This window comes from Jiangella asiatica (assembly GCF_004349065.1).
GTDB lineage: Bacteria > Actinomycetota > Actinomycetes > Jiangellales > Jiangellaceae > Jiangella > Jiangella asiatica.
In genome coordinates, this window is sequence record NZ_SMKZ01000036.1 from 23,946 (window position 1) to 37,368 (window position 13,423).

Sequence of the window (13,423 nt, forward strand, 5' to 3'; positions counted from 1 at the left end):
GGATGACTATGACGAATAGTCGTCAATTTTGCTGGCCGCCCGTCTCGACCTGGCCGGCCTCGTCGCGCAGCCGGTGGATGATCGCCACCCTGGACGTGACGCCGAGCTTGCGCATGGCCGCGGTGATGTGCCGGGCCACGGTGTTGACCGAGAGGTACAGGTCGGCCGCGATCTCCTTGTTGGTGCGCCCGGCCGCGGCGAGCTCGGCCACCTCGCGCTCGCGCGGCGACAGCTCCGCGCCGTAGCTCGGCCGGCCGCCGCGGTGGTGCACCGGGACGGTGACACCGTGCTGCCGGGCCGCCTGCGCCACCCGGCCGGCGTCCCAGGACGCGCCCAGCTCGCGGAACCCGGCCAGCGCCGCCCGCAGCGCCCCGCCGGCGTCGTCGGCCCGGTCGGCCTCCAGCAGCGCCAGGCCGGCCCGCTCCCGCGCCTGCGCCGCCTCGTACGGGCAGCTCAGCGCGGCGTAGTGGTCGGCGGCCACGGTCAGCTCGCGCGCCGCCGACGCGGGGTCGCCGGCTTGGAGGATCCCGCGAGCGTGATGGAACGCAGGCACCGCCAGCGGGGTGTCCAGCCCGGCCACCGCGGCCTCGTACCGGTCGACGACGATGGCCGCCTCGGCCCCGCGCCCGGCGGCCACAAGTGCCTCGACCGCGGCGGGCAAGGCACGCACGCCCGCCGCCCAGACGCCCTTCGGTTCGACGACGGCGAGCAGCCGGTCCGCGGTGGCCGCCGCGAGCGCGACGTCGTCGCGGGCCAGGGCCAGCCGGATCAGCGCCGTCACCGGCAGCGGGAGGACGTCGAACCCGCCGAGCTCCTCGATCTGGTCGACCAGGTCGCCCAGCAGCCGGTGCGCCTCGTCCAGCTCACCGCGGGCCAGCGCCAGCACCGCCGGGACGACCTGGACGTCGATGCTCGCCCGCGGGTGGCCGGCCAGTTCGTCGATGAGCACGCCGACCTCGTCGCCCAGGCCGGTCCAGGAGCCGCGGCACAGGTCGAGCAGGGCGAGGGCCGAGCGCAGGCTGAGCGCCAGCCGCGCGCTCTCGCTGGCGTCGGCGACCCGCCGCCCGGTGGTGAGCAGCCGGTCGGCCACGTCGTAGTGGCCGGCGAAGCAGGCCTCGGCTCCGACCGACCAGTAGGCGTTCACCTCGCGCCGGTGCCGAGGCTGGCCGCCGGTGCGTGCCTCGATCCGGGCCAGCAGCTCGCGCCAGACCGGGTCGCCGATGGGCACGAGCACCATGGCGATCTTGCCGAGCAGGAACACCTCGAACGGCGGGTCGCCGACGTCGGGGATGACCTCGAGCGCCCGCATCAGCCACGGCCGGTACTCCGCGAGCGCGACGTCCGGCGTCACCGGGATGCCGAGCATGACCATGGCCCAGGCCTTGAGATCGGGCCGGTCGTCCAGCTCGTCGACGGCGGCCGCGAACAGCCGGGCTGCCCGCTTGGGATCGTCGCCGGCCTCGTGGAGCACCAGCCCGAGCCGGAACCGCAGCTCGCCGCGGACCTCCGGCGCCAGGTCGAGGTCGAGCACGGCGCCGACGAGGTCGACGACCTCCCCGGCTCGCAGCGCCTCGATGGCCGACCGGGCCAGCGTCACCGCCAGCGGCCCGGCCTGCTCCGGCGTGAGCGGCGCGTGTCGCAGCACCGCCTCCAGCAGCCGCACCGCCTCGGCGTCGTTGCCCAGCCCGATGGCCTGGTCGGCCGCCCGACCGGCCGCGACCGCCCACTCCTCCAGCCGGCCGGCGTAGCGCAGGTGGTGGGCGACCTGTCCGAGCGGGACCGGGGTGTTCACCCGCAGCGCGTCAGCAGCCCGGCCGTGCAGCTCACCGCGGCGCGGCTGCGGGATCGCCTCGTACACCGCCTGCGCGGCCAGCAGGTGCCGGAAGCCGTAGTCGCCGCGCTGCGCGGCCAGCACCCCGGCGCTCAGCGCCTCCTCCAGCGCCCGGTTGCCCTGCTCACCTGTCCAGCCGGCGGTGGCGAACAGCACCCCGTGTGCCACCGGCACCTGCAGGACGGCCGCGACCTCCACCAGCGTGCGCGCCGGCGTGGTCAGCCCGCTGACCCGCTCCAGGACGGAGTCGCGGATGCCGGCCGGCACGTCCAGCTCGTCCAGGGCGCGGCGGGCCCAGCCGCTGCCCCGCCGGATCAGGGTGCCGCGCGCCCGCATCAGCGCCAGCAGCTCCTCGATGGCGAAAGGCAGCCCGGACGTGCGTTCGCGCAGGTAGCCGGCGAACTCATCGGACACCCGGTTGAGGTCCATGATGGCCGCGGCCAGCTCGCCGGTGCGCTCGCGGTCCAGCGGAGCGAGCACGATCTCGGCCCGGCCGGTGGCCGCCGGCAGCGCCGCGGTCAGCGCCCGGATGCCCGGCTCGACCTCCTCGCCGCGGAACGTCAGCACCAGCGACAGCTTCGGCGGCGGCTCGGCCAGCAGGTAGCGGACGAAGTCGGCGGTCTGCTCGTCGGCCCAGTGGAGGTCTTCGAGCACCAGCACCGCCGGGCTCAGCGACTCCAGCAGCCCGACCAGCCCGCGGAACATGCGGTGCCGCTCGGCCGCGCGGTCGTCCAACGGCTCCGGCGCCGGCGGCAGCAGGTCGGCCAGCTCGGGCAGCAGCGGCCGCAGCGCCCCGGCCACCGGCGACAACGTCACCGCGGCCAGCGCCTCGCCCACGCCGCGCAGGGCTTCGATGACCGGGCCGAGGGGGAAGGACTCGCGGATGCGGTGGCAGCGCCCCACCAGCAGCCGCTGGTCGGCGACCTCGGGCCGGGCGGCCAGCTCGGTGACCAGACGGGTCTTGCCGATGCCCGCCTCGCCGTCGACCACCACCACCGACGGCGGCGACGACACCACGGCGGCTAGGCGCTCCAGCTCGGCGGAGCGGCCCACCAGCGTGGGCGAGACCACCCGCCTGCCGTCCGTGCTCGTGCTCACCGGCGCCACCTCGACGGCAGTGTAGCCCGCTGGTCACCGCCGTGCCGCGGTCTCATCGCGCCGGCCGGCGTGGACGGCCAGCGGACCAGGAGACGCTCAGACTTCGACCCAGCCGTCGTCGTCCCCGGGGTCCGGTGGCTCCCGCACCGGCTCTGGGACCGGTGCGGGAGCCGGTTCCGGCCCGTCCGTGGTGTCGTCGAACGCGGGCTCGTCGCCGCTGGCCATCGGGCGGCCGGGTTGGTTCAGGTTCACGGTCTTGACCACGTCACCCGTTCGTCACCAGGAGAAATAGCTGTCAACGCGGGTGGTCCAGCTGACCGACCCCCACACGTACCTCCGCGGAGCACCAGGCCGCGGGCCCAGCGGGCGCACTGGCCGGCTCGGCCGCACTGGCCGCGCCAGCTGCGTCGTCGGGTGAGACACAGACCTGGTACGTGTGGACCGTCCCCGGCCGGGGCCGGCCGAGCTGATCGGTGTACGTGCCGTCGTTGTCCGTCGTTGCGAGTAGGTGACCATCGCGTCGAACCTCCACTTCCTGCGATGTCGGCCCGGACCACTGGAGAACGGCGTCGTACCCGGTCCGGACCCTGGAGACGTCCGCGCTGAGCGTGACGTCGGCGGCCTCCTCCACCGTCAGGGTCACCGGGACGGTGACCCGCGGGGAGGCAGGATCGTTGCTGTTCACGCACAGCTGGGCGGTGTAGGCACCGGCGGCCAGGCCAGTGGCGTCCACGGTGACCGTCGCCGTGCCGGTGCTGCCGGCCACTGCGGTGCCGGCGTCCGGCGTGACGTCGAGCCACGCGATGTCCTCGGGGGTGTCGCACGCCGGCGCCGGGGTGGCCGTGCCGGTGACCGTGAACGGCAGGCCCAGCGCAGTCCCGGTGCCGGCGTCCACGACGGCCAGCCAGGTGCCGGAGGCGCCGAGCTGGCGGCCGTCGCCGGTCACCCGCTCGCCGGGGACGGTGACCGGCGGCTGCCACGGCCCAGTGCCGGAGTCCGCGGCGAACTGCCAGTCCAGCCAGTAGGTGCCCGGCTCCAGGTGGACCCCGGCCGCCGCCGTCACCGTCATGACCGGCCGCGCGGTGTCGAGGTTGGTCTCCGACACCCGGTAGGCGCCGGACCACGCGGTGTCGCTGCGCCGGTCGGTGGTGGTGTCGCCGAATACGACCTCGCTGCCGGGCGCGCCGGGCTCACCGTCCCAGATCCGCAGCGTCACCCCGTCGATGGTCGAGTCCGTCGACGACCCGGTCTGGTACGCGAGGAACGTGACGGCCTCGACGTCCCAGCCGTACGGGTCGGTGACGGTGAAGTCGTCGGCCAGGCGGTTGCCCGCGGACGCGCCGCCGTTGACGCCGAGCGTCGTCATGCCCAGCGTGACGTTCTGCATCACGCTGCGGTCCGAGCCGTCCGGTCCGGCCGCCGGGTGGGTGACGACCGGCCCGTTGTCGTACAGCGCTCCGTCCGCGGCCGTGGCGCTGTTCGCCGCCGGTGCGCCGGCCGCCGTCTCGATCGACCACTCCAGCAGGCCGTCGCCGACGTTGGCGATGGCGAGCTCGTGCTCGGTGATGGTGTCCGTCGGCTGCGCGACGTCGAGCGCCTGCGGAGCCACGTCGATGGCGGGGATCTCCTCGACGACCAGCCGCACCGGAACCGGGCGCAGCGGCCGGACGGCGTCGTTGCTGCGCAGGCAGAGCGTGGCGTCGTGAGTGCCGGCGGACATCCCGGCGGAGTCGAGCACCACCTCGACCTGCTGCTCGCCGCCGGGCCCGACGGTGCCCGACAGTGGCCGCACCTGCGCCCACGGCGTCTGCGCGGGAAGGTCGCACGCGGGGGTGTCGGCCTCGCCGATGACGTTCATGACGATGTGCATGCCGTCGCGGCCGATCTCGGCGACGTCGGTGGGCTCGGTCAGACCGCAGCCCGGCGCGGCGATGTAGGACGGTGCGCTCTGCCCCGCGCCGTTGGCGCCGATGAAGAACGCGCCGGCGCCGGCCGCGTCGGGCGCCGCGACCTCGACCACCAGCGTCGCGCCGTCCGGCACCATGCCGGTGACCGGGACCTCGACCATGGTCAGGCTCTGCGGCTCCACCTCGATGCTGGCCGTGCCGATAGGGGTGAGGTTGGCGTACGTCAGCGGCTGCGCGTCCAGCGTGTACAGGTTGACGTCCATGGTCTGCGGCGACCCGGCGACGGCTTCGACGCCGAACGACACCGCGGTCACGCCGAACTCGCCGGTGATACCGAACTCGCGCGGGGTGAACGTGCGCAGGTAGGAGTTCGCGACGGTGCTCTGGCCGTCGTCGGGGCTGCAGGCCGCGGAGGCTCCCGGCTGGATTCCCTGCGACGCGGAGTGGGTCAGCGTGGTCGTGTACTGGTCCGCCTGCGACGTCGACTCCGGGACGACGACGGCGCCCGGCTCGCCGCGGGTGCTGAGCTGGGCCGAGCCGTCACCGGTCGACGACGTGCGCGCGGTGGCGTCCTCGGCCGTCGCGATCGGGGCCGTCTCGACGACGGGCGTGCGCGGGCCCGCCTCGTCGGTCACGCTCCAGGTCAGGTCCGCGTTTCCGGTATTGCCGATGCTGAGCATGTGCGACGTGGTCTCGTCCGGCCCTTGGGTCGACGCGACCTCTCCGGGGTCCAGCGTCATCGACGGCGCCGCCGCCTCCGGCACGACGACCACCGGGTAGTGGGTGCCGGCCACCGCAGCACCGTCGGGGTGCGTGGCCGTCGTCTCCAGCCCGACGTCGCCGAACACCCGCTCGCCCTCCGGCAGGCCACTTACGTCGGCGGTGACGACCAGCTCTTGGGTCGCGCCCGGTGCCAGGGTGAACGTCTCCGGCGAGACCGTGACGGTCATGCCGGGCGGAGCCTCGATTACCGCGGTGTAGCTGGCCTCGACATCGGCGGCGTTGCGTACGCTGCGGGTCCAGTCGCAGGTCTCGACGCAGCCGTTGCTGACCAGGGCCGGCAGGTTCAAGGTCTTGGGGTCGCCGCCGATGGCCGGGTCCGCGGCGGCGAAGTTCGCGTGGGTCTCGTCCATGACCAGCCCGACCCGCCCGGCTTGCTCCAGGTCCAGCCGGCCCGAGCCCATCGCCATCGGGGTCGCGGCGGTCCGGCCGTCCTCGGCCAGCACGCTGTCGTCGTCGGCGGTCGACGCCAGGGCGGACCGGATCTCGGCCGGCGACCAGTCCGGGTGCAGCGCGGTCAGCAGCGCCCCCGCGCCGGCGGCGTGCGGCGACGACATGGACGTGCCCTGCAGCACCAGGTAGTGGTCGGCCTCGTCGCTGCTGCCGGCGCCGGCGGCCAGGATGTTCACGCCCGGCGCGGTGAACGTCGGCGCCAGCATCTCGAACCGGGACGGGCCGCGCGAGCTGAACCCGCCCATCACGTCGTTCCAGCTCTCGTCGAACTGCAGGGTCACCGCGGCGCCGAGGCGCACGGTCACCGACGCGGCCGTGGCCAGCTCGCGCAGCGCCTCGCCGGCATCGCGCGTCGTCATCACGGACGGGATGGCGGAGGTCTCCAGGTCGCCCATGACGATCGGCGGGCTGTCGAACGTGTCATAGACGACGACGGCGACCGCGCCGGCCGCCGCCGCGTAGCCGACCTTGTCGGCGAACGTGCACCCGCCGCGCTCGATCAGGGCGATCGCACCGTCGAAGATGGCGCCGGCGAACGGAGCGCAGGCGGTGCGGTTGGCGTCGTCGGCGACGCGCAGCTCGCCCTCGAGGTCGGCGGTGATCGCCGGGCCGGTGCCGGGGACCGCGGGCAGCCCGGCCGGGCCGTCCGCGGGGGCGGTCACGTCCAGCTCCTGGGCGAAGATCCGGCTGTGGCTGCTGGCCGCGACCGAGGCGTTCCACGGGCCGCTCTTGGCGACGGTGCCGGCTCCCGGTCCGTCGTTGCCGGCCGACGCGGAGACGTAGATCCCGGCCTCGAAGGCGTCCAGGAACGCCAGGTCGACCGGGTCGTGCCACGGGTCGTCGGTGCCGGAGATCGAGTAGTTGAGGACGTCGACGCCGTCGGCGATGGCCTGGTCGACCGCTGCCAGCACGCTCGACGACGGGCACTGCGGCGAGCACACCAGGTACGAGATGATGTTCGCCCGAGGTGCCACGCCCTGCACGGTGCGGGTGATCGTGTCGGCCCCGGCCTGGACGGCCGCCTCGTGCACGTTGCCGGCGGCGGTGCTGGCGGTGTGGCTGCCGTGGCCGTCGTCGTCGCGGGCATCGTTCGCGGCCGGGTGGAAGGCCCAGGCGCCGATGAGCTTGTCGTTGCAGATCGCCTCGTGCTCGGGGTGGTCGGGGTCGCAGACGCCGAGGTAGGTGCCCGAGCCGAGCGGGTTGGTGTGCGTGTACCCGTCGCCGTCGGTGGCCGCGAACGCGGGGTGCTCGGGGTTGATGCCGGAGTCGATGACGCCGACGACGACGCCCTCGCCGCGGGTGCCGGTCCCGGACGCCGTCTCGCCCTCCCACACCGCGGCCGAGCCGATGAGCTCGTGGCTGACGTCGGTCTCCAGCTCGCGTTCGGTATCGGGGTAGACCGCGACGACCCCGTCCAGCCCGGTGAGCGCCGCCGCCTCGTCCGCGTCGACCTGAAGGGCCAGGCCATTGAACGCGTTGAGGTAGCGGTGCTCCACGGGGACGTCGCGGCCCAGCTCGTCGTCGATACGCTCGAGCACGTCGTCCTGCTCCGCGCGCAGGTGGTCACGGTAGGCGCGGCTGGCCGCGGTACCGGTGTCCAGCTCGTCGGCGCCGGTCAGCCGTGGGCTGGTCGCGGCCAAGCCCTCGACCTCGCCGCCGTAGGCCGCCACCGCGGGCTCCTCCAGCTGGACGATCCACAGCCCGGTGGTGTCGTCAGGCAGCGTCTCGGCCGTGGGTTCGTCGCCGGGTTCGTCGCCGGTTCGGAGGTCGGCCGGCGCCTCCGGCTGCGCCGCCGCGGATCGCACGTCGGCACCGGCCATCAGCGAGAGCACCAGCACGAGTCCCGCCGCGAGGCAGGGCCGCAGGACGCTGTGAGCGGGGAGGACGCCGGCCTTCTCCATTCCGGCAGTCTGTGGCCGCGCACCTTTCCCGATCCATCACCAATGGTCACCATTTTTGCTGTCCGCTTGGTGAGTGGTCACTTCCCAGCTCGCCGGCCTGGGGCGTCGCCGCCCCTGCTGGCCCCTTGATCATCAACGATCGCCGACATCACGAGGATCGTGTGTGCTCCACCACGCTCGTAACCCTGGTGAGGCACAGGAACGCCTGGTGATGTGGGGTCAGCCGGGGCAGCCCTGCTGTTCGACGCCGTCGACGAGGACCGGCAGCATTCCGGCGGCCGGTGCGGCGCCGCGGAGCACGTCGACGAGGGCCCGGAACGCTCCCGGCGTCCGGCCGTACAACGCGATCCGGACCCGGGCGTCGCTCGCGCCCAGCGCGTACGGCGTGTCCAGGGCGACGACCACGTCACCGGCGCCGGAGTCGGTGCCGCCCAACAACCGCACCACCTCGCCGCTGGAGCCGACGGTGAGCCCGGCCGCCTGGGCCGCCTCGGTGAAGCGGGCCCGGTCGAGGTCGGTGCCGCCGACCACCTGGACCGTGTCGCCGACCAGCGGACCCTCGCAGGCACCGGCCACCACCGTCACGCCGGCCAGGGACTCCTCGTACGACAACCCGCCATTCGACCCCACCACGCCCGGGTCCGGCGGTGCTCCAGCGGCTGCCTGGTGCAACATCAGCGCGATCCCTCGGATGGCCGCCTCCGCCAGCCGCTGGGCGGGCAGCTCCCCGGAGGCGACGGCGTCGACGATGGCCTGGTGGGCGGCCCGGGGATCGGCCGGCATCAGCACGATGTCGGCGCCGGCCGCGAGCGAGCGCACCGCCGCGGCACCGGAGCCGTAACCGTCGCTGATGGCGGCCATGTCCTGCGCGTCGGTGACCACGACGCCGTCGAACCCGAGCTCGTCGCGGAGCAGCCCGATGACCGCCGGCGACAGCGACGACGGCACGCCCGGGTCCACGGCTTCCACGTCGATGTGCGCGACCATGACGGCTTCCGCGCCGGCAGCGACCGCGGCCTGGAACGGCACGAAGTCGCGGGCGCGCAGCTCGTCGAGACCGGCGCTCTGCACGGGCAGCTCCTCGTGGCTGTCCGCCGGCACCGAGCCGTGGCCCGGGAAGTGCTTGGCGACGGCGACGATGCCGGACTCGGCGTACCCGGCCAGCGACGCCGAGACGATGTCGGCGACCAGCGCAGGATCCGACGAGGCCGAGCGGCTGCCGATGGTGGGGTCGTCCGGGCCGGTGGTGACGTCGGCATCCGGCGCGAACACCATGGTCAAGCCCATCGCGCGGAGCTCCTCGCCGCTGGCGCGGGCGGCGTCGGTGGCCATCGCGGTGTCGCGGGAAGCGCCGAGCGTCATGTAGGCCGGGAACTCCGTGGCCGGTTCGCGGATGCGGGCGACCGAGCCGCCCTCCTGGTCGATCCCGACGATGACCGGGTAGTCGCCGGCACCGGCCTCCTGGATGGCGGCGCTCGCCCGGCTGACCTGTTCCGGCGACTCGACGTTGTCGCCCATCAGGATGACGCCGCCCAGGCCCAGCTCAGCGATGAGGTCGACCGGCGGCTCCAGCCCGGCGTACCGGGCGACGATGACCTGCCCGGCCTGCCGCTCGACCGAAAGGTCCGAGACGATCCGCGCGGCTTCGTCGTACTCGGCCTGGGTCGGCCCCCACGCCAGCGGCGGCGGGGTGGGCGTCGGCGACGGTGTCTCGGACGGGCTCGTGGTCGGCGGGCTGGCCGTGGGCTCGGTGGGCTGGGTCGCCGGACCGGAGCCGTCGTCGGAACAGGCCGCCAGCACCAGGGCGCCGACGAGTAGGAGGAGCAGTCGCCGCATTGACGCCAGTCTGCCACGGCCCGCAACCGGCCGGGCCGGAACGCTGGCGGCGACGGGTCGGCGCTCGTAGCGTCAGAGGTATGCCCAGCCGCTCGCTGCCCGTGGTCGGCGACCTGCTCACGTTCCAGGCCGACCGGCTCGGCTTCGTCACCGCGGTCCAGCGCGAGCACGGCGACGTCGCCAGGTTCCGCCTCGGCCCGTACCCGGTCTGGCAGCTCAGCCACCCCGACCACGTGCGCTCGGTGCTGGTGAGCGATGCCGCGCGATTCCGCAAGGGCATGGTCCTGCAGCGAGCCCGGGTGGTCCTCGGCGACGGACTGCTCACCGCCGAGGGCGACGTGCACCGGCAGCACCGCGTGGTCGTCCAGCCGGCCTTCCACTCCCGGCGCGTGGACGGGTACGCCCGGGTCATGGCCGAGCGGGCCGCCGTCACGTCGACGTCGTGGCGGCCCGGCGAGCCGGTCGACGTGCACGCCGCGACGGTCCGGATGACGCTCGAGACAGCGGGCGCGACCCTGCTCGGCACCGACCTGGACGCCGACGTCGCCACGGTCGAGGCTGCGCTCGCCGACCTGCTCAGCGCGTACAAGCTGGCGTTCCTGCCGTTCAGCGAGCGGCTGCAGGGGCTGCCGGTCGGCCCGCTGCGGCGGCTGCGGCGGGGCCGGACCAGCCTGCACGACCTGGTCGACCGGATGCTCGCCGACCGTGAGCGCTCCGGCGAGGACGGCGGCGACCTGCTGTCCGCGCTGCTGCTGGGCTCGGGGAACGGTGCCGGGGACGGGGTCACCGGCGGCTCGCCGGTCGCCCGTTCCGCCGTCCGCGACCACGCCGTCACCCTTCTTCTGGCCGGTCACGAGACGACGGCCAACACGCTCGCCTTCGCGCTGCACCTGCTGGCTCACCACCCGGCCGTACAGGCCCGGGTGCATGCCGAGGTCGACGCGGCCGCCGGGGACGAGCCACCGGACCTGGACCGCTTCCCGCTCTGCCGGGCGGTCGTCTCCGAGGCGCTGCGGCTGTATCCGCCGTCGTGGATGATGGGCCGCCAGGCCATCGCCGACCACGAGGTCGACGGGCAGGTCATCGCCGCCGGCGACCTCGTCGTGCTGCCGCAGTGGGTGGTCCACCACGATCATCGCTGGTGGCCGCGGCCCTACGCGTTCGAGCCGGACCGCTGGCTCGGCGACGGCGACCCCGGCCGGCCGCGGTGGGCGTTCTTCCCGTTCGGCGCCGGGTTGCGCCGGTGCATCGGCGAGGGCTTCGCGTGGACCGAGGCGGTGCTCGGGCTGGTCACCATCGCCCGGCGCTGGCGGCTGCGCCCGGTGCCGGACCGCCCCCTGCGCCTGGACCCGCTGATCACCCTGCGCCCGCGCCGCGGCCTCTGGCTGATCCCCGACCCCCGTTGACCTTCGATCCCCCCGTTGAGTGAGCGCGGCTGGCGCTAGCGTGGCCGCATGGATGCTGTGGTCTTCGACCTGGACGGCGTGCTGGTCGACTCGGAGCGGGCGTGGGACGAGGTGCGGCGGTCGGTGGTCGCCGCGCACGGTGGCGCCTGGACCGACGCCGCCACCAGGGCCATGCAGGGCATGAGCACCCCGGAGTGGGCCGCCTACCTGGTCGAGGGACTGGGCGCACGGCTCGCCCCGGACGAGGCCGCCGAGCGGGTGGTGACCGAGATGGCGCGCCGGTACGCCGCCGGTCCGCCGGTGCTGCCGGGCGCGGTCGAGACCGTCCGGGCCGTCGCCGCGGCGCGGCCGGTGGCGATCGCCAGCTCGTCGCCACCGGTGCTGATCAGGTCGTTCCTGGGGTTCGCCGGCCTCGACGACGTGGTGCGGGTCGCGGTGTCGAGTGAGGAGGTGTCCGCCGGCAAGCCCGCGCCGGATGTGTACCTCGAGGCCGCGCGGCAGCTGGGCGTCGACCCGGGCCGCTGCGTCGCGGTCGAGGACTCCACCAATGGGCTGCGCTCGGCACTGGCCGCCGCCATGACCGTCGTCGCCGTCCCGAATCCGCACTTCCCGCCGGACCCGGACGTGGTGAAGGAGGTGGCGGTGGTGCTGGACGACCTGGGCGAGCTGCCCGCCGTCGTCGACCGCCTCTAACCGACCAGCACCTCGGTGACCGGGAGCGAGGAGTCCGAGGCGAAGTCCAACGACGACGGCGGCAGGCCGCGCTCCACGACGGCGGCGCCCAAGGCCGCGATCATGGCGCCGTTGTCGGTGCACAGGGAGAACCGCGGCTGCCGCAGCTCGATGCCGGCGTCCGCGCACCGCTGCTGGGTCAGCTCCCGCAGTCGAGCGTTCGCTGCGACGCCTCCGGCCAGCACCATGGTCGAGATGCCGCGCTCCTGGCAGGCCAGCACGGCCTTGCGGGTCAGCACGTCGGCGACGGCCTCCTGGAAGCCGGCCGCCACGTCGGCCACGGGCACCGCGTCGCCGTCACGTTCCGCCGTCTCGACCCAGCGGGCCACGGCGGTCTTGAGGCCGGAGAACGAGAAGTCGTAGCGGTGCCGGTCCATGTCGCGCGGGCTGGTCAGGCCGCGCGGGAACCGGATGGCCGAAGGGTCGCCGTCGATGGCCGCGCGCTGGATGCTGGGGCCGCCCGGGTACTTCAGGCCGATCAGCCGGGCCACCTTGTCGAACGCCTCGCCGGCGGCGTCGTCGAGGGTCTGGCCGAGCAGCTGCGCGGCGGTGGCGATGTCGTCGACCTGCAGGATCTCGGTGTGCCCGCCGGACACCAGCAGTGCGACCACCGGGTCGGTGAGCGGGCCGTTCTCCAACTGCTCGGCGGCCACGTGCCCGACCAGGTGGTTGACGCCGTACAAGGGCTTGTCCAGCGCCACCGCGAGCGCCTTGGCCGCGGACACCCCGACCATGAGCGCTCCGGCGAGCCCGGGCCCGGCCGTCACGGCGACGGCGTCGACGTCACCGAGGGTGACCCCGGCCTCGTCCAGTCCACGGTGCAGCGTCGGCACGATGGCCTCCAGGTGCGCCCTGCTGGCCACCTCCGGCACGACGCCGCCGAAGCGGACGTGCTCGTCGACGGAGCTGGCGACGGCGTTGGCCAGCAGCGTGGTCCCGCGCACGAGGCCGACACCGGTCTCGTCGCACGAGGTCTCGATGCCGAGGATCAAGGGTTGGTCGGTCACGGTCACCGATTATCCGGCAGCCGCTTGCGCAGGACGAAACCGTCGCGCCGCCCGGCGTAGTAGTTGCGTCGCACCGCGATGCGTTCGAAGCCGTGCCGCTGGTAGAACGCTTGGGCCGGCTCGTTGTCGGCGCGCACCTCGAGCAGCAGCTCCGCGGCACCGCGCCGCCGTGCCTCGCCGGACAGGGCGTCCAGCAGAACGGTGCCGATGCCGGAACGCTGGGCCGAAGCGGCGACGGCGATGGTGAGGACGTCCGCGGTGTCGCCGGGCATCGCGGGTGCGGACAGCCCGGCGTAGCCGACCAGCTCGTCGGCGGCCTCGGCCACCACGTACCAGCGCGTGTCGGGCACGCCGGACAGCTCGGACCAGAACTGCTCCGCGCTCCACGGCGGGTCGCCGGCGAACAGCTCTTCCTCCAGTGGGAGCACCGTCTCGATGTCCCACCACCGCATCGGCCGCAGCCGCACCGTCG

Annotated in this window: 8 protein-coding genes; 2 read left to right on the plus strand and 6 right to left on the minus strand. The window is 74.3% G+C overall.

What is annotated here, in order from left to right; all coding sequences use genetic code 11:
• Window positions 1–22: 22 nt before the first annotated feature.
• The 4 genes from E1269_RS33890 to E1269_RS21810 all read right to left on the minus strand — a co-directional run bounded on the left by E1269_RS33890 (window position 23) and on the right by E1269_RS21810 (window position 9,806).
• Window positions 23–2,929: a helix-turn-helix transcriptional regulator gene (locus E1269_RS33890; RefSeq protein WP_203433960.1), complete on the minus strand. Its 2,907-nt coding sequence runs from the start codon at window positions 2,927–2,929 to the stop codon at window positions 23–25.
• Between the two features lie 96 nt (window positions 2,930–3,025).
• The gene (locus E1269_RS32445; RefSeq protein ID WP_162606560.1) at window positions 3,026–3,181 is read right to left on the minus strand and encodes a hypothetical protein; all 156 of its coding nucleotides are present in this window, start codon (window positions 3,179–3,181) and stop codon (window positions 3,026–3,028) included.
• Between the two features lie 43 nt (window positions 3,182–3,224).
• Window positions 3,225–7,970, minus strand: coding sequence for a S8 family serine peptidase (locus E1269_RS33895; RefSeq protein ID WP_131898467.1), 4,746 nt, complete (start codon window positions 7,968–7,970; stop codon window positions 3,225–3,227).
• Between the two features lie 219 nt (window positions 7,971–8,189).
• Window positions 8,190–9,806 carry a glycoside hydrolase family 3 protein gene (locus E1269_RS21810; RefSeq protein ID WP_131898469.1) on the minus strand — a complete coding sequence of 539 codons (1,617 nt, stop codon included), beginning with the start codon at window positions 9,804–9,806 and terminating at the stop codon, window positions 8,190–8,192.
• A gap of 80 nt (window positions 9,807–9,886) precedes the next feature.
• Here E1269_RS21810 and E1269_RS21815 point away from each other — a divergent pair, with 80 nt between their 5' ends.
• Together E1269_RS21815 and E1269_RS21820 are read left to right on the plus strand one after the other, a co-directional pair.
• Window positions 9,887–11,212, plus strand: coding sequence for a cytochrome P450 (locus E1269_RS21815; RefSeq protein ID WP_131898471.1), 1,326 nt, complete (start codon window positions 9,887–9,889; stop codon window positions 11,210–11,212).
• Window positions 11,213–11,260: 48 nt separating this feature from the next.
• On the plus strand, window positions 11,261–11,905 hold the full coding sequence (locus tag E1269_RS21820) for an HAD family hydrolase (RefSeq protein WP_131898473.1): 645 nt from the start codon (window positions 11,261–11,263) through the stop codon (window positions 11,903–11,905).
• Here E1269_RS21820 and tsaD read toward each other — a convergent pair.
• Entirely contained in the window at window positions 11,902–12,957 is a 1,056-nt protein-coding gene (gene tsaD / locus E1269_RS21825) for a tRNA (adenosine(37)-N6)-threonylcarbamoyltransferase complex transferase subunit TsaD (protein ID WP_420810659.1), read from the minus strand. The genes E1269_RS21820 and tsaD overlap by 4 nt on opposite strands.
• Window positions 12,954–13,418: a ribosomal protein S18-alanine N-acetyltransferase gene (gene rimI / locus E1269_RS21830; RefSeq protein WP_203433961.1), complete on the minus strand. Its 465-nt coding sequence runs from the start codon at window positions 13,416–13,418 to the stop codon at window positions 12,954–12,956. Before rimI ends, tsaD begins: the two co-directional genes overlap by 4 nt.
• Window positions 13,419–13,423: the final 5 nt, after the last annotated feature.

Coding starts and splice junctions, on each gene's coding strand:
- E1269_RS33895 (WP_131898467.1), bottom strand. CDS start 7,970: ATGGAGAAGGCCGGCGTCCTCCCCGCTCACAGCGTCCTGCGGCCCTGC.
- E1269_RS21810 (WP_131898469.1), bottom strand. CDS start 9,806: ATGCGGCGACTGCTCCTCCTACTCGTCGGCGCCCTGGTGCTGGCGGCC.
- E1269_RS21815 (WP_131898471.1), top strand. CDS start 9,887: ATGCCCAGCCGCTCGCTGCCCGTGGTCGGCGACCTGCTCACGTTCCAG.
- E1269_RS21820 (WP_131898473.1), top strand. CDS start 11,261: ATGGATGCTGTGGTCTTCGACCTGGACGGCGTGCTGGTCGACTCGGAG.